Origin of the sequence: Mucilaginibacter panaciglaebae (genome assembly GCF_039539265.1) — a bacterium.
In the GTDB taxonomy this organism is placed as follows: Bacteria; Bacteroidota; Bacteroidia; order Sphingobacteriales; family Sphingobacteriaceae; genus Mucilaginibacter; species Mucilaginibacter panaciglaebae.
Genome location: NZ_BAABCV010000004.1, coordinates 95,849 through 111,535, shown reverse-complemented (window position 1 = coordinate 111,535; position 15,687 = coordinate 95,849). Strand labels below are relative to the sequence as shown.

General features: G+C 43.4%; 16 protein-coding genes. 5 read left to right on the top strand and 11 right to left on the bottom strand.

Annotated elements, in window-relative coordinates:
- Window positions 1-44: 44 nt before the first annotated feature.
- From ABD772_RS06550 to ABD772_RS06540, 3 genes are read right to left on the bottom strand one after another with little or no spacing between them, the layout of a single operon-like run.
- A complete protein-coding gene (locus tag ABD772_RS06550) occupies window positions 45-512 on the bottom strand; it encodes a nucleoside deaminase (RefSeq protein ID WP_345101985.1) in 468 nt (155 codons plus the stop codon).
- Between the two features lies 1 nt (window position 513).
- The gene (locus ABD772_RS06545; RefSeq protein WP_345101983.1) at window positions 514-882 is read right to left on the bottom strand and encodes an SdpI family protein; all 369 of its coding nucleotides are present in this window, start codon (window positions 880-882) and stop codon (window positions 514-516) included.
- A complete protein-coding gene (locus ABD772_RS06540) occupies window positions 879-1,214 on the bottom strand; it encodes a tRNA-binding protein (protein WP_345101981.1) in 336 nt (111 codons plus the stop codon). Before ABD772_RS06540 ends, ABD772_RS06545 begins: the two co-directional genes overlap by 4 nt.
- A 102-nt stretch (window positions 1,215-1,316) precedes the next feature.
- On the opposite strand from ABD772_RS06540, the gene ABD772_RS06535 reads away from it, so the two are divergent.
- Window positions 1,317-1,724, top strand: coding sequence for a hypothetical protein (locus ABD772_RS06535; protein ID WP_345101979.1), 408 nt, complete (start codon window positions 1,317-1,319; stop codon window positions 1,722-1,724).
- Here ABD772_RS06535 and serS read toward each other — a convergent pair.
- Window positions 1,721-2,992 (bottom strand): serine--tRNA ligase, encoded by a 1,272-nt coding sequence (serS, locus tag ABD772_RS06530; protein WP_345101977.1) that lies wholly within the window; start codon window positions 2,990-2,992, stop codon window positions 1,721-1,723. The two genes, ABD772_RS06535 and serS, sit on opposite strands and share 4 nt — an antisense overlap.
- Window positions 2,993-3,177: 185 nt before the next feature.
- On the opposite strand from serS, the gene rsmI reads away from it, so the two are divergent.
- The 3 genes from rsmI (at window position 3,178) to lnt (ending at window position 6,100) form a co-directional block, all read left to right on the top strand.
- Window positions 3,178-3,861 carry a 16S rRNA (cytidine(1402)-2'-O)-methyltransferase gene (rsmI, locus tag ABD772_RS06525; protein ID WP_345101975.1) on the top strand — a complete coding sequence of 228 codons (684 nt, stop codon included), beginning with the start codon at window positions 3,178-3,180 and terminating at the stop codon, window positions 3,859-3,861.
- A 1-nt stretch (window position 3,862) separates the two neighbouring features.
- Window positions 3,863-4,381 carry a DUF1572 family protein gene (locus ABD772_RS06520; RefSeq protein WP_345101973.1) on the top strand — a complete coding sequence of 173 codons (519 nt, stop codon included), beginning with the start codon at window positions 3,863-3,865 and terminating at the stop codon, window positions 4,379-4,381.
- Window positions 4,382-4,465: 84 nt separating this feature from the next.
- Window positions 4,466-6,100, top strand: coding sequence for an apolipoprotein N-acyltransferase (gene lnt / locus ABD772_RS06515; protein WP_345101972.1), 1,635 nt, complete (start codon window positions 4,466-4,468; stop codon window positions 6,098-6,100).
- On the opposite strand, the gene ABD772_RS06510 is transcribed toward lnt, so the two are convergent.
- From ABD772_RS06510 to ABD772_RS06485, 6 genes are read right to left on the bottom strand one after another with little or no spacing between them, the layout of a single operon-like run.
- Window positions 6,097-6,957: an N-acetylglucosamine kinase gene (locus ABD772_RS06510; protein WP_345101971.1), complete on the bottom strand. Its 861-nt coding sequence runs from the start codon at window positions 6,955-6,957 to the stop codon at window positions 6,097-6,099. The two genes, lnt and ABD772_RS06510, sit on opposite strands and share 4 nt — an antisense overlap.
- Entirely contained in the window at window positions 6,954-7,331 is a 378-nt protein-coding gene (locus ABD772_RS06505) for a response regulator (RefSeq protein WP_345101969.1), read from the bottom strand. Before ABD772_RS06505 ends, ABD772_RS06510 begins: the two co-directional genes overlap by 4 nt.
- A 37-nt stretch (window positions 7,332-7,368) precedes the next feature.
- On the bottom strand, window positions 7,369-8,715 hold the full coding sequence (locus ABD772_RS06500) for a TolC family protein (RefSeq protein ID WP_345101967.1): 1,347 nt from the start codon (window positions 8,713-8,715) through the stop codon (window positions 7,369-7,371).
- Window positions 8,702-11,818, bottom strand: a complete 3,117-nt coding sequence (locus ABD772_RS06495) for an efflux RND transporter permease subunit (RefSeq protein ID WP_345101965.1) — start codon at window positions 11,816-11,818, stop codon at window positions 8,702-8,704. Before ABD772_RS06495 ends, ABD772_RS06500 begins: the two co-directional genes overlap by 14 nt.
- 8 nt (window positions 11,819-11,826) lie before the next feature.
- Window positions 11,827-12,912, bottom strand: coding sequence for an efflux RND transporter periplasmic adaptor subunit (locus ABD772_RS06490; protein ID WP_345101963.1), 1,086 nt, complete (start codon window positions 12,910-12,912; stop codon window positions 11,827-11,829).
- 15 nt (window positions 12,913-12,927) lie between these two features.
- Window positions 12,928-13,389, bottom strand: coding sequence for a MarR family winged helix-turn-helix transcriptional regulator (locus tag ABD772_RS06485; protein ID WP_345101961.1), 462 nt, complete (start codon window positions 13,387-13,389; stop codon window positions 12,928-12,930).
- 126 nt (window positions 13,390-13,515) lie between these two features.
- On the opposite strand from ABD772_RS06485, the gene ABD772_RS06480 reads away from it, so the two are divergent.
- The gene (locus ABD772_RS06480) at window positions 13,516-15,315 is read left to right on the top strand and encodes a M61 family metallopeptidase (RefSeq protein ID WP_345101959.1); all 1,800 of its coding nucleotides are present in this window, start codon (window positions 13,516-13,518) and stop codon (window positions 15,313-15,315) included.
- A gap of 163 nt (window positions 15,316-15,478) precedes the next feature.
- Here ABD772_RS06480 and ABD772_RS06475 read toward each other — a convergent pair whose 3' ends face one another.
- Window positions 15,479-15,634 (bottom strand): lmo0937 family membrane protein, encoded by a 156-nt coding sequence (locus ABD772_RS06475; protein ID WP_345101957.1) that lies wholly within the window; start codon window positions 15,632-15,634, stop codon window positions 15,479-15,481.
- Between the last annotated feature and the right edge of the window lie 53 nt (window positions 15,635-15,687).

Here is a 15,687-nt window from a genome sequence, read left to right as displayed (position 1 = left end):
GTTTCACATTGACGTGAAACAAAACAAACATTGGTTTTGCTTAATCATCGTTTACTTTTAAAAAAGTTCCTCACCAGCTCGGCGCACTCATTTTCACGGATACCGCCGGTAATGATGGTTTTAGGGTGTGTTATCTTCTGGTTCAACCGGCCGAAACCTAAACGCGTATCATAAGCTCCAAAGACTATCTTACCTATCTGAAACCAATACGACGCGCCTGCGCACATTACGCAAGGCTCGAGCGTTACGTACAGCGTACAATCCTTCAAATACTTTCCACCCAGGAAGTTAGCGGCAGCGGTTAGTGCTTGCATTTCGGCATGAGCCGAAACGTCATTTAACCGCTCGGTTAGGTTATGGCCCCGACCAATAATCTTGCCCTGGCAAACTACTACCGCACCTATGGGTATCTCATCTTCGGCATAAGCCAGTTGTGCTTCCTTTAATGCCTGATCCATAAAAAACTCGTCAGGCGACATAACCGGCTCATCGCCGAAACTAACATATCTCATTTTAATTCTTAAAAGTTTTATTGAGGTGCCGCTCAGTTAGTACAATCACCAGCACTGCCGGGGCGATAGCTGAACAAATAGTTATTGCAGCCATAAATTCTTCAGTCTTTTGTTCATCAGCAATTAAATAATTAAGTGCTATGGTTATGGCAATACCTGCAGTAAAGCTCAATATACCCACACCTGCCATCAGTCTGGCGGCATAGCGGTTGGCCACATCCCAGGTATGTTGGTTTTTCATAGATGACAGTGTGCGGTAGCCGTAAAAGCCATTAATACTTTTAGGCGGAAACCGCTGCATGATCACCCCTGCCGCGTATATGAATATACCTACCAGCTGCGGCCCAAAAATGTAATTACCTATGTTCATACCAGTTTGCTGCCGTTAGGTACTTTCTTATCTATACTGCTTAGTACGATATCACCATTTTCATCAGCAAAACCGGTCACCAAAAACTCAGACATAAAGTTGGCGATTTGCTTTTTAGGAAAATTTATGACACCTATAATCTGCCTTCCCACGAGCTCCTCTTTTGTGTAATGTTTGGTGATCTGTGCACTGGACCACCTGATACCAAATTCGCCAAAATCGACTCGTATTTTATAGGCCGGCTTACGCGCTTCGGGGAAGTCTACTACCTCTAATACAGCGCCTACACGCAGCTCGACCCGTTCAAAATCATTCCAACTAATGGTCTCCATAAACACAAATATAAATCATTTAAAATACCATACCGGTTGAACGCCAAGTGATGTAACTTTTAATTTCGCACTATCGTATAAAGCAACATCCGTAATTAATTAATGATGCGAAACCTACACAAGCCGTTACTTGTAGTTACCCGAACTACCGCAAACCTAACCTTACCAGCCACAAAAAATGTGGTTAAGGTAACCGATGTGAACCGTATTTTCCCGTCAATTCACGAACAACAACCCTACGGGATCGTACTGGATTATGATTATTTGGGCTCAGAGACAGAGAAAATTCTGCGACGCCTTACCGTTAATCCGTTTTACAGCAAGATCAAAATTTATTGTTATAAGTCGCGTGCGCATACCAAAGTTGATGGACTGCTTGCTGTTTTGGGCGTCCACCAATTCATCTATAAGGATACCGCAAAAAAACCGAAGGTCAATATAGCCGGCAAATTGCTCAGCTATGTATTTGACAGCGCAGCGGGTACTAACCTAATGGATGTAGCCAATTAATCTATCCATTCAAAGCGGGTATAAGGTATTAATACCTCGGGCACTTTTATGCCCTTCTTAGTCTGATTATTCTCCAGCAAGGTAGCCACAATACGTGGCAGGGCCAGCGCACTGCCATTTAAGGTATGAGCCAACTGGGTTTTACCCTCAGCATTGCGGAAACGCAACTTTAAGCGGTTGCTCTGATAGGTCTCGAAGTTTGATACCGATGACACCTCTAACCAACGCTGCTGTGCCGCGCTCCAGGTTTCCATGTCATAAGTAAGCGCCGAGGTAAAGCCCATGTCGCCGCCACAAAGACGTAGTACGCGGTACGGCAAGCCTAACTTTTGTAACAAACCCTGCACGTGGCTGCTCATCTGCTCTAACACATCGTATGAAGTTTCGGGATTAACCACTTGTACAAGCTCTACCTTATCAAACTGGTGCAACCGGTTCAAACCACGTACGTGCGCACCATATGAACCCGCCTCACGGCGGAAGCATGGTGTATGCCCGCAATTCTTTATAGGCAACTCATCAGCTTTTAAAATGACATCGCGGTATAGGTTGGTAATAGGCACCTCGGCAGTTGGTATAAGGTACAGGTTATCTTCATTGACAAAATACATTTGCCCTTCCTTATCGGGCAACTGTCCGGTTCCAAAACCCGAGGCCTCATTTACCACCAGCGGCACACCAACTTCTTTATAGCCGGCTTTCTCGGCTTCATCAATAAAGAAGTTGATGAGCGCGCGTTGCAGTTTAGCCCCTTTACCGGTATAAACCGGAAAGCCCGCGCCGGTGATCTTAACGCCGAGCTCAAAGTCTATCAGTTTATATTTTGCGGCCAGTTCCCAGTGCGGCAGGGCGCCGGCAGGCAGTTCAGGAATAGCACCGTTTTGCAGCACTACTTCGTTATCCTCAGGGCTTGTTCCCTTAGGTACAGACGCATGCGGCAAGTTGGGTAGCTGCACCAGTTTTTGATACAGATCGGCCTCAACTGCAGCCAGTTCTTCATTATATTTCTTGATATCCTCTTTCCAAACCCCCGTTTTAGCTTTAATGGCCCCGGCCTCATCTTTTTTGCCGGTGCGCATCAGTTCACCAATTTGTTTAGCGGCCGAGTTTGCTTCTGCAGATGTATTATCCAACTTTACCTGCGTTTGGCGACGTGTGTCATCCAATTGCAGGATCTCATCAACCAACTCGGGTTGTTTAAAATTTTTTACAGCTAAACGATCTAAAACCTGTTCCCTGTTTTCGCGGATATAACTAACTTGCAGCATTATTCTTATTTTTCGACAAAGATATAATTAGTTCATAGTTTGTGGTTCATTGTTAATGGCCAAATATGAAAAAGTTGGTTTGTAGTTCATGGCTCGTGGTCAATAGTTTATGGCTGCTGAAGGGAACCTACAGTTTAAACAAACAACACTATGATCTATGAACTATCAACTATGAACCAATAGCAATGACGCAACCCGGCAAACTATATTTAGTACCTACCCCTATAGGCAACCTGGAGGACATGACCTTTAGAGCCTTACGTGTTTTAAAAGAAGTCGACCTGATACTTGCCGAAGACACGCGTACATCCGCACCGTTGCTTAAGCATTTTGATATTCAGAAAAAAGTATTTGCGCATCATCAGCATAACGAGCATCAATCGTCCAACGAGATCGTTAAGTTTTTACTGGAAGGTAAAAACATCGCGCTAATATCAGATGCGGGGACTCCTGCTATATCTGATCCGGGCTTCTACCTGGTGCGCGAGGCTTTGAAATATGACATTGCGGTTGAGTGCCTGCCGGGTGCTACAGCTTTTGTACCTGCCTTAGTTAACTCGGGGTTCCCTACCGATAAATTTTGTTTTGAGGGATTTTTACCGTTAAAGAAAGGCCGCCAAACTCGTTACAAGTTTTTGGCTGAAGAAGAGCGTACCATCATATTTTACGAATCACCACATCGTTTACAAAAAACACTGGATGAAATGGCTACGTTTTTTGGCGAAGACAGGCAAATCTCTGTATCGCGCGAGTTGACCAAGATGTTTGAGGAAACCGTACGCGGCACGGTTAACGAGGTAAAGACCTATTTTGAAACGCACCCCGTTAAAGGTGAATTTGTAATTTGTGTTGCAGGGAAAACTAATTAATATGGAAGATTTTTTAACCAGCGCAAAAAAGCAATTACTATACTACAAGTCGGTGGGCGAAAAGACCATGGCTCAATTGCAGGATGAAGACCTGTTTTGGATCTATAATGACGAAAGTAATAGCGTTGCCATGATTGTTCAGCACCTTTGGGGTAATATGCTTTCGCGCTGGACCGACTTTTTAACCAGTGATGGCGAAAAACCCTGGCGCAACCGCGACCAGGAGTTTGAAGCAGTAATCAAAACCCGCGCAGATTTAATGGACAAGTGGAATGCCGGCTGGCGATGCCTGTTTGATGCGCTGGACGCTATTAAGCCTGAAGATTGGAATAAGCCTGTCTTTATTCGCGGTGAGCGACATAGCGTTGTTGATGCTATCAATCGCCAGTTGGCGCACTATCCTTATCATATCGGGCAAATTGTTTTCATCGGCAAAATGGCAGCATCAGGCTGGCAGGCGCTGACGATACCGAAAGGAAAATCACAGACGTTTAATGATGACATGTTTGGAAAGAAGTAATAATGTAATAACCATACGATCACCAGGTTATTCCTTCGTTCTCGCAATGACGCAGCTTATATAAAAACTATTTACAATTAATTAATGAAGAAAAACGTCCTCCTATCCATATTCTCAGGCTTATTACTGTGGCTGGCCTGGCCGCCTATGCATTATACCGCCTGGTTTTTGTTTTTTGGTTTAGTACCAATGTTACTGGCCATGGAAAATATTATCCAATCAACATCAAAAAGCAAAGGCAAGCAGATATTCTGGACCACTTTTGCAGGTTTCTTTATCTGGAACACACTGAGCATTTACTGGGTTTATAACTCGCTGAAAACGGTTGGAGAAGTCGTGGCTATTCCGATATCACTTATACCCTACTCTTTAGGGCCGCTGCTAATGTCGTCGGCTTGTTGGTTGTATTACCGTATGCGCATAGCCACCAGTCGCACGTGGGGATTTGTTGCATTAATTTGTTTCTGGACAGGTTACGAATACCTGCATCAAAGCTGGGACCTGGCGTTTCCGTGGATGACTTTAGGCAACGGTTTTGCCGTGGCGCATCAATGGGTGCAATGGTATGAATATACGGGCGTTTACGGCGGTACCGTGTGGATATGGTTATGCAACATCCTGATATTTTTAATTTATGTGGGATTCCGTGAGGCGCAAACCGGGCAAGTAAGGTTGAAACTGATTGCCGCATTAACTGCGATCATTGCGTTGCCCATCGGCTTTTCATTATATCGTTACAACCATTACACCGAGCAGGTTAATCCATCAAATATTGTGGTAGTCCAGCCTAATATTGACCCTTATGCCAAGAGCGGCGAGATACCTACCTCGCAACAAATAGACATTTTGACCAAATTATCCGACTCATTGTCACAAGTAAATACCGAGTTTTTCATCTGGCCAGAAACGGCTATTCCGGATTATATCAATGAAGACCATATCCGCAGCAGTAATTACTTTTTGCAGGTGCAGCGCTTCTTGTCAAAATACAAAAACGGCAACGTTATTACCGGTGCCGAAACCTATAAGCTGTACAATAGTCGCGAAACCAAAACGGCCGATGCGGTGCCTGGCAGCGATCAGTTTATGGATCATTTTAATACAGCGGTAAACATTGAAAACTCGGCCGAGGTACAATTTTATCACAAATCAAAACTGGTACCGGGAGCAGAATCACTGCCATTCGGCAATGCATTATCTTTCCTGAAACCTGTATTTGAGCATTTGGGTGGTGCGGTAGGCGCTTATGGCGGTCAGGATCAGCCAAGCGAATTATATGCAGCCAGCGGCATTGGCGCCGCGCCGGTAATTTGTTATGAATCTATATGGGGCGAGTGGGTAGCTAAATCGGTGAGAAACGGCGCTCAATTCATTGCCATCATAACTAACGATGGCTGGTGGGAAAACACTTCGGGTAAAGATCAGCATTTGGACTATGCCAAATTAAGAGCTATCGAAACACGCCGCTGGGTGTGCAGGTCGGCCAATACAGGTATATCAGCATTCATTAATGAGCGTGGCGATATAGTGCAGCAAAGTAAATGGTGGGTACGTACGGCGCTGAAGCAAAATATCAATCTAAACTCGGATATCACCTTTTATGTAGATCATGGCGATTATATCCCTAAGTTTGCGAGCTTGCTGGCTATTTTCGGGATATTGTTTTTGGGAACCAGGATTCGTTATAAAAAGAAGACTTTAATCAAGACAACGGCTTAACGCCCGATATTTTCTCTCTTCAAAATAAACTCCAGCAAATCATTGATGGGTTGTTTAATGATCTTGCCAATGTGGATATTCTGCGTTTTGGCCAGTTCATGTAGTTCTTTGCTAAACACAAAGGCTATAGAGCCAACGAAGTGGCTTTTATATTCGTGGTACTCCGGGTATGATTTGATGTTGGTATCTATAAATTCCTGTAAGCCGGCCTTAATAAGGTTACTACCATATTCGGTTTTACGGATAACATTGAGAAATCTTGCAAATGATGCCAGGTAAGAATTTGCTGACTGTTTCTGGTATACATTCCGGATTACCTCTTCTTTGGTTATGGGATAAGTATTTCCAAAAAGTGTATTAACCTCTTCGGGCATATTACCGTATAGGTAATCGGTTATCAGCGCTTTTCCAAACCAGGTTCCCGAGCCTTCATCGCCCAGGATATAACCTAAACCATGTTTGCCGGCATGTATCTCCTCGCCATCAAAAAAAGAAATATTTGAGCCTGTGCCCAACACGCAGCATAAACCTTTCTCGCGACCGCAGGTGGCATAAGCAGAACCCAGCAGATCACTATCCACACTAACATACGCTTTATTGAAGAGCTGGCTCAAAGCATTGCTCACAATTTCATGCCTGTCGGGGCTTGAACAGCCTGCTCCAAAAAAATAGATCTCTTTAACCCCAGCGCCATAGGCAACTAAGTCGGGAGCCTGATCCTGCAATATTTTTACTATTTCTTTTTCGGTTAAAAAGTAGGGATTTAATCCCGGAGTTCTGAAGGCCCTGGCCTCTTGGCCGGGTTGTTTTAACAACCAATCTGTTTTTGTCGATCCACTATCGGCAACTAAGATCATGGTAATTCTTCGAGTATTTTGTGGGTTAGCGGTTTGTGTATAAACTGGGTAATATATTTATTATCTGACGACCTACGGATATCAGTAGGATCAAACGACGATGAGAGCAAGAAAACCTTAATGCCGGTTTTATCAATGGCAAGCTTGTCAAAAGCATCCAGAAACTCAAATCCACTCATCAGCGGCATCCTTATGTCCAGAAAAATAACGTTAGGCTTTACAACGCCGCTCTCCAGCATGCTGATAGCTTCGGTAGGCGATTCGGTAACTATTATGTTTTCGGCAAACTTGCTGCTTTCCAATAGCCTGCGTGTGACAAAATTATCGATATAATTGTCATCAACCAGCAAGCATGTATGATAAGATCCAGTCATTTTACATTTCAAATGTAATTAAATAAATCTTATCTAGTTATTGGATATTTAAATTATTAGTTATTTGTTTTAATGTTACCTCGGCCACTTTTGATTGATACTGGGCTGCAAAAAAGGTTGACTGGGCATCCAGATAATTGCGTTGCGCTTCTCGGATCTCTAAGGGTGTAATGGTTCCTATTTTATATTTATCTAATGAAATATCCAGGTTACGTTTAGCTATCGCGACGTTTGACTGCCCGAGCTTCACCAAATCAAGCCCGGATAAATAGCTCACATATAAATTGCTTATCTGGCTCTCAACATTCAGGCGGGTTTTTTTAATACCAATAGCGGCATTGTCAATCTGTATTTTCGCATTCCGTTCGCGCCGGTTTTGGTTAAAACCGTCAAATATATTGATAGATGCTGTCAAGCCATAGTTAAGTCCGTTGGCATCCTGTGTACGTGTAAAACCGGCCGGCGTTCGGTTATGGCTCCACGTATAGCCTGCCCCTAGGCTCACTACCGGGTAGCGGGTAGATTGTACCTGCCTTAAGTTAATGTCAGCAATACGCTTATTGATTTGCGCCGAAATAATAGCCGGATTTTGTATCTGTGCACTGCTTAAAATATCGCCCAAAACCAGTTTGTCATCCACAATAATTGTATCCGTGACCGAGAAATCAGTTTGCGGATCGCGCACCAGCATTTGGTTCAGCCTAATTTTGGTAGATTTAAAATGTGCCAACAGATTCAATAAAGCAGCGGTATCGGTGTTCAAGTTTACCTGGGCATTATACACATCCAGGTGCGATGCCGTCCCTACGCTATATTTATCATTGGCATATTTTAACTGAGTGTGCGATATAGCAATAGCCCCATGCTGCGCCTTTATCTGCTCATATTGATTAATCAGATCATAATAGGTTAAAATAACATCGGTAGTGGTATTCAATACCGTATCGTGCGCGGTTACCGTGCTTAACTCATTCAGTTGCTTTAGTTGGTCGTAATTGGCAAACATCCCAAAGCCGTCAAATATTGTCCAGTTTAAACTAGGACCAAAGCTCAGGCTGCTGTTTTTAGCGCTGGGTATTTTGTTTACCGAGCCGTCAGACCGCGTTTGCTCAATATGCTGATTGCTGTTATTTTGGGTTAAAGTAGCACCAACCGCCGGCAAAATACCCGCCGCTCCGGGAGTGACATTATTTTGGGCTATGATTTTGTTGTTCTTAGCCAGTATAATATTATAGTTATTTTTTAAAGCTATCTCCACCGCCTCTTTCAATGTGAGCAGCGGCGGGGCGGTTTGCGCCCTGGCGATGGCGCTAAAACCTATACAGCAACAAAGCAAGCAAGCTAATTTTTTAAGTTTCATCATCATTGCTTTATTCGTTTTCAATCAGTAATACTTTCTTCTTTTCCTGTACTTCATCAACATCTGGCGCATCAGGGTTTTTCCGGTTTTTAGACGCTATTAATACATACATCATTGGGATAACATACAGTGTTAACACCAACGAAAATAACATACCGCCAATAATTACGATCCCTAATGACACACGGCTTTTTGCACCTGCGCCCAATGCGAGCGCAATAGGCACCGAGCCTAATACTACAGCCATACTGGTCATCAGGATTGGACGCAGACGCGCTGTAGCGGCTTCAATTACTGCCTCATACTTTTGCAGGCCATGCTCCATACGCTGATTGGCAAACTCAACAATCAGAATACCATTTTTGGTTACCAGACCTACGAGGGTAATGATACCGATCTGACTAAAGATATTAAGTGTTTGGTCAAACAGCCACAGCGACAGGAATGCCCCCGCAATTGCCAGTGGCACGGTAAGCATCACTATGATCGGATCTTTAAAGCTCTCGAACTGGGCGGCCAGAACCAGGTAGATCAGCACCAATGCAAAGATGAACGCGAAACTGATATTCGACGAACTCTCGGCAAAGTCGCGCGAGGCACCGCTTAGTTCGGTGCTGAAACTGTCGTCAAGTGTTTCCTTTGCAATGCGGTTCATCTCGGCAACACCATCGCCCACGGTATGGCCCGGCGACAAACCCGCCTGGAATGTAGCCGATTTAAAGCGATTGAAGTGATAAATTGCAGGAGGCGTTGCATCCTCATCAACTTTTACCACGTTATCCAGCTGGATTAACTGGCCTTTGTTGTTACGTACGTAAATAGTCTTAAGGTCTAGCGGCTGATCGCGGTTAGCGCGGTCGGCCTGAGCTATTACCTGATATTGTTTACCATTTAGTAAAAAATAAGCTAAGCGGCTGTTACTATAATAAAGTTGCAAAGTAGATGCGATATCAGCTACTGATACACCCAAATCCCGGGCGCGCTCCCGGTCTGTAATAACCCGCAGTTCAGGCTTAGTAAACTTCAGGTCGACGTCTGGGGTTGTAAAAACCGGGCTTCTGCTTACTTCATCAAAGAAAACCGGCAGCACCTTACGTATTTTTTCGAAATCCTGATTTTGAATAACAAATTGGACAGGGAGTGCGCTCTTGCGTCCGCCGCCACTTATAGTTTGCTCTTGTGTAACTGTCACGCGGGCGTCAGGAAAACGGCTTACTTGTTTGGTTAACCAATTGGCAATATCGTTCTGCGATCTTTCCCGCTCGCCGGGTGGCACCAGGCCAATGCGGCCAAAACCACTATTTACCGCTCCGCCGCCGCCACCTGCTGCAACAAGTTCGAGGTTATTATTACACTCTGGGATTGAATCGGCTATCATATTAGAGATATTGTCCATGTACTTGGTCATATATTCGTATGATGCACCTTCCGATCCTGTTACATTGTAACGAATTAAGCTTTTGTCATCCAACGGAGCTAACTCAGATTGTATAACCTTACTTAACACTCCAATTATCACTAACGAGCCTAATAAGATCGCTATCGCCACCCACTTATGTTTCATAAATCTGATTAGGCTCTGGGTATAGGAGGTAGTCATATTTTCAAAGAACGGCTCTGTGCGTTCGTAGAATTTCGACTTCTTCTGATTCTTACGGATTAGTTTTACATTGAGCATTGGCGTTAATGACAGCGACACAAATGCCGATATCAATACCGAACCTGCTACTACCACGGCAAACTCCCGGAACAGACGCCCTGTGAAACCCTGCAGGAACACAATAGGCAGGAACACCGCTGCCAGGGTGACCGAGGTAGATATAACCGCAAAGAAAATTTCGGCTGAACCCTCGAACGCCGCCTTTCTGACAGGCATGCCCTGCTCCACTTTTTTGTAGATATTCTCCGTGACCACTATGCCATCATCCACTACCAAACCGGTGGCGAGTACGATACCCAGCAGCGTCAGAATATTGATGGAAAAGCCGAATATATACATAATGAAAAACGCACCGATCAAAGACACAGGTATATCTATTAAGGGCCTGAAAGCAATCAACCAGTCTCTGAAAAACAGGTATATAATAATTACAACCAGTATAAAGGATATTGCCAGGGTCTCCTCTACCTCAGATATAGACTGGTTAATAAACGTGGTGTTATCAAGTAATACTTTTACGTGTATATCTGCCGGTAAATCTTTCTTTAAATCTTCAAAACGTTTATAAAAGTCTTTAGCTATCTGTACATAGTTGGCACCTGGCTGTGGCACTATTGCCAAGCCCACCTGCAACACGCCCGATTCTTTAAATGCGGTTTCCTCATTAGCAGAGCCCATCACGGCGTAACCTATATCTTTTAATCTTATCACGCGACTGCTGTCTGCGCGGATTATCATATTATTGAACTCGGCTTCCGTGCTCATTTTACCCATCGCCCGGACAATCAGCTCGGTATTATTGCCTTCAATTTTACCAGCGGGTAGCTCCACATTCTCTTTGTTTAAGGCATCGGTAATATCTGATGTAGCCAAACCCAGGGCTGATAACTTAGCGGGGTCTATCCATAAACGCATGGCATATTGACGTTGACCCTGAATGTTGATAGCACTCACACCCGGAATAGTTTGTAAACCTTCCTGTAATACATTCTCGGCATAATCGTCTACCTGCATAATATTACGCTTATCACTGGTTACAGACAGCGTGATGATATTGTCAGCATCAGCGTCGGCTTTGGTAACAACCGGCGGGGCGGTAATATCCTGCGGCAACTGGCGTTGAGCCTGGCTTACCTTATCACGAACATCATTAGCTGCGGTTTCCAAATCGGCATCCAGATCAAACTCAACGGTGATCCTGCTGCTACCTACAGAGCTGGTGGACGAAATATTGCGAATACCCGGCACACCGTTGATAGCTTTTTCTAATGGCTCGGTGATCTGCGATTCAATTACATCAGCGTTGGCGCCGGTATAGCTGGTACTTACAGAAATAATAGGCGGATCGATAGAAGGGAAATCGCGAATGCCCAAAAAATTATAGCCAATAATACCGAAAACAACAATTACTATAGACATAACTGTTGCCAGTACCGGCCTTTTTATACTAACTGAGGATAAACTCATGGTAACTGCTATTTAATTACTTTAACTATTTTTAAAGGCACTTTTGGACGCATTTGTATAATGCCCGATATTACTACGCTGTCGCCGGGTTTAATACCGCTGGTAATTTGCACGCGGGTAGCGGTACGTACGTCGGTTTTCACCGGCTTATCCAGCGCTATGCCGTGATGATAAACATATACAATGCTGGTTTTTAAGCCTGGTACTACACACTCGGTAGGCAGCATAATAGTTTTAGGTATCTGATCTAACTGAAGATTGATCTTGGCAAAACTGCCCGCTTTTAATATACCGTTAGGGTTATCGGCTTTGGCCCTCACCGTTATAGTACGCGAATTAACGTCAATAGAGGGCTCAATAGCATACACAAGGGCTTTAAAATTTTCATCTGAACTGGTAACGTTAAAAGTTACTTTGGTGCCTTTACTAATTAATGGTAAATATTTTTCAGGAACAGCAAAGGTAATTTTTGCGGGGTCGACATTTACTAACGAAGCTATTGTGGTATTGGGCGACAGATACCCGCCCGGGCTCACGTTACGTAAGCCAATGGTGCCTGAAAACGGTGCACGTATTTCGGTTTTGGCAATCTGGGCCTTTAGCATTTCGGCCTGAGCCTGTAAACTGTTCAGATTAGTTAATGAGGTATCATACTCCTGCTGGCTGATGGCCTCTTTTTGTAGTAATATTTTGTTGCGGTTTTCATTTTGTTTAGCCAGGGCTATCTGGTACTGAACCTGTTTAAGCGCCGCCAGTTGGTCTTGATTATAAACTTTAACCAACAGCTGGCCTTTTTTTACATGGCTGCCTTCCTGAAAATAGATACCGGTTATATTGCCTGATGTTTCGCTTACCAGGTTAACCTTTTCATTAGCATCGATGCTGCCCGTTACGTCAATGTTGTTGTCAAGGACAGTGTCTTTGGCAATCATTAACTTAACAGCAACCGGGCCGTTACGGCCTCTTTTACCTTTACCCCCGCCACTTGTGGTTTCTTGATGTATTTTCTTAGCGCGTGTACTAAAAAACTTGTTATAAATTAAAGCGCCTATAGCTAATGCCAATAAAATGTATATGATATACTTGGTCTTCATGGTGTGATGATATTTTTAAATGGTGTCGGGGGCCGGTTCTTGTTTAGCAAAATCAACTAAGTTTTCTCTCATCTTATTCAATACGTTTTCAAATATTTCCATATCCTGTTTGGATATGCCTTTTGTGGCCGATTTATTCATATGCTCAAATATTTTGATGAGATGTGGTACTACGTCTCTGGCTTTATTTGTAGGGGCTAGAAAATGTTCTCGTCGGTCCTCTGGGTTAATTTGTCGCTGAACGAAGCCTCTGGCTGTAAGGCGGTCAATAATCTTTACAATGACAGACTTATCTTTGTTCAATATTTCGGCCAATCCCTTCTGGGTTAACTGCCCGTCATAATGAACAATTATTGTTAACGGATAGTAATGCCGGTCTATACCGAACCGGGCCATATGATCGTCTAACGCTGACAAATACTCTCGTCCCACGACATTGAGTTTGCGCGATACCGGTTCAATTAATTTTGTTGCCATAAGCATTTCAGTAAAAATAAACAGCAATACAATATATTAGTTGCATGTATCAACCATTTTACAACATAGATTTAACTTTGTTAATTTGTGATTTATAGCACAGCGCAAATTTTTATACCTTGCGTAATGAAAAAAATTAAATTATCAGTTATTTTTTCTTTAATACTATTATTTATGGTAACTACCGGCAATGCGGCAGATAATACTCAGATCACCTATAACGTATCGTTCCCCGAAGCACAAGCTCATTATGCTGATATTGAAATGAAGATCACTGGTTTAAAACAAGATGAACTTGAATTAAAAATGCCCGTTTGGACACCCGGCTCATACCTGGTGCGAGAGTTTGCCCGTAATATTGAAGGTCTGAGCGCCAGCGCCAATGGTAAATCTCTGTCTGCAAAAAAGATTCGCAAAAACATCTGGCAGTTGCATATAGCAGGTATAGGCACCGTCGTAATTAAATATCGTGTGTATGCTTTTGAGATATCAGTACGTACCAGTTTTATTGATGCTTCGCACGCATTCCTGTCATCACCCGATATGTTCCTATATCCCGGTAATATGCTGCATTCTGCATCAACTATCCATATTAAACCTTATAAAGCCTGGGATAAGGTTTCAACCAGTTTAGAAAAAGTCAATGGAGATGTCTTTACCCGTTACTCGCCCAATTACGATATTTTGTTCGACTCGCCTATCGAAATAGGCAATCAGGAAATTTTTAATTTTGATGCCTATGGCGTACACTACGAAGTATGTATGCAGGGCGGTGGTAACTATGACAAGGAGCGCCTGAAAAAAGACCTGGCTAAAGTTGTTGCCGAAGAAGTTGCTATATATGGCGAAAACCCTAATAAACATTATACCTTCATTATTCACAATGCGCTTAAAGGCGGGGGCGGTTTAGAGCACCTAAGCTCAACCACCTTAGGCGCCTCGCGCGATGCTTATACTACAGAACGCGGCTATCAAAACTTTTTAAGCCTGGCTGCACATGAGCATTTTCATTTGTGGAATGTCAAACGTCTGCGTCCTATAGCGTTGGGTCCGTTTGATTATGACAACGAGAACTATACTACCAACCTCTGGATAGCTGAAGGCTTTACCGCCTATTATCAGGATATCATTGTGCGCCGTACCCAACTTTATTCGCCCGAAAACTATTTAGGTATGTTGGCGGAGGATATCAACCTCTTAGAAAATTCAGAAGGAGCTAAAGTGCAAACACTGGCTGAGTCGAGCTATGATGCCTGGATAAAGGCTTATCGACCTAATGAGAACTCGGGCAATAGTACGATATCTTACTATACCAAAGGTTCTATCGTTGCATTGTTGCTCGACCTGGAGATTATTAACGACAGCAAAGGCCAATACTCATTGGATGATGTGATGCGATATATGTACAATGAGTATTACAAAACAAAACAGCGCGGTTATACCGATGCTGAGTTCAAAGCCGGCCTGGAGAAATTTGCCGGAAAAAATCTGGACGACTTCTACGCCAAATATATCAACGGCCTTACACCGGTAGATTATGCCTATTACCTGGGCCTTGCGGGCTATAAATTAACCAATGAACTGGCCGACAACAATGACCCCGCCTTAGGCATCACTACTATACCCAATATACCGCGGCTGATTGTAGCTACTGTTACCCGCGGCAGCGCAGCCTGGAAAGACGGCATTAATGTTAACGATGAAATCATTGCTATCGACGGCGAACCTGCGCTTGAAGCCGGCAAGCTCTTATCCGGCAAAAAAGTTGGCGACAAAATAAAAGTTACCATAGCACGCGACGGCATACTAATGGATATACCGGTGACCTTATTGAAAAGCACTAAAGTTAAATATAAGGTTGACGAGTTGCCTAACCCAACAGCACAACAATTAGTTGTACGTAAAAAATGGTTGACGTTGAAATAAAATGATATATCACAATACCTGGTGTGGTCGGCGCGTGTTCTGAACTCACAGACGTAATAGGGAGGCGCGATGCATCTCGTCCCTACAAAATATCGAACCAAATCCAAACAAAAAATCCGGACTGATGATCGATGATCAGCCCGGATTTTTTTCTAATTGATAGTTAGAGTGCAGTTGGTCTTCTTATCAAACCTATCAGAAAGGCAATAATGGCAATTACCAATAATATGTGGATAATACCACCTGCTGAATAAAGGAAGAAACCTAACGCCCATCCTATCACCAGGATAACCGCTATGATATACAATAATGAATTCATAATTTTTTGTTTTTAGTTAATGTTTTCATAGATATTATTATAATATCCGTTAG

Excerpts from the sequence above, each read along its gene's own strand:
- ABD772_RS06550 (WP_345101985.1), bottom strand. The coding sequence starts at position 512 with ATGAGATATGTTAGTTTCGGCGATGAGCCGGTTATGTCGCCTGACGAG.
- ABD772_RS06545 (WP_345101983.1), bottom strand. The coding sequence starts at position 882 with ATGAACATAGGTAATTACATTTTTGGGCCGCAGCTGGTAGGTATATTC.
- ABD772_RS06540 (WP_345101981.1), bottom strand. The coding sequence starts at position 1,214 with ATGGAGACCATTAGTTGGAATGATTTTGAACGGGTCGAGCTGCGTGTA.
- ABD772_RS06535 (WP_345101979.1), top strand. The coding sequence starts at position 1,317 with ATGATGCGAAACCTACACAAGCCGTTACTTGTAGTTACCCGAACTACC.
- serS (WP_345101977.1), bottom strand. The coding sequence starts at position 2,992 with ATGCTGCAAGTTAGTTATATCCGCGAAAACAGGGAACAGGTTTTAGAT.
- rsmI (WP_345101975.1), top strand. The coding sequence starts at position 3,178 with ATGACGCAACCCGGCAAACTATATTTAGTACCTACCCCTATAGGCAAC.
- ABD772_RS06520 (WP_345101973.1), top strand. The coding sequence starts at position 3,863 with ATGGAAGATTTTTTAACCAGCGCAAAAAAGCAATTACTATACTACAAG.
- lnt (WP_345101972.1), top strand. The coding sequence starts at position 4,466 with ATGAAGAAAAACGTCCTCCTATCCATATTCTCAGGCTTATTACTGTGG.
- ABD772_RS06510 (WP_345101971.1), bottom strand. The coding sequence starts at position 6,957 with ATGATCTTAGTTGCCGATAGTGGATCGACAAAAACAGATTGGTTGTTA.
- ABD772_RS06505 (WP_345101969.1), bottom strand. The coding sequence starts at position 7,331 with ATGACTGGATCTTATCATACATGCTTGCTGGTTGATGACAATTATATC.
- ABD772_RS06495 (WP_345101965.1), bottom strand. The coding sequence starts at position 11,818 with ATGAGTTTATCCTCAGTTAGTATAAAAAGGCCGGTACTGGCAACAGTT.
- ABD772_RS06490 (WP_345101963.1), bottom strand. The coding sequence starts at position 12,912 with ATGAAGACCAAGTATATCATATACATTTTATTGGCATTAGCTATAGGC.
- ABD772_RS06485 (WP_345101961.1), bottom strand. The coding sequence starts at position 13,389 with ATGGCAACAAAATTAATTGAACCGGTATCGCGCAAACTCAATGTCGTG.
- ABD772_RS06480 (WP_345101959.1), top strand. The coding sequence starts at position 13,516 with ATGAAAAAAATTAAATTATCAGTTATTTTTTCTTTAATACTATTATTT.
- ABD772_RS06475 (WP_345101957.1), bottom strand. The coding sequence starts at position 15,634 with ATGAATTCATTATTGTATATCATAGCGGTTATCCTGGTGATAGGATGG.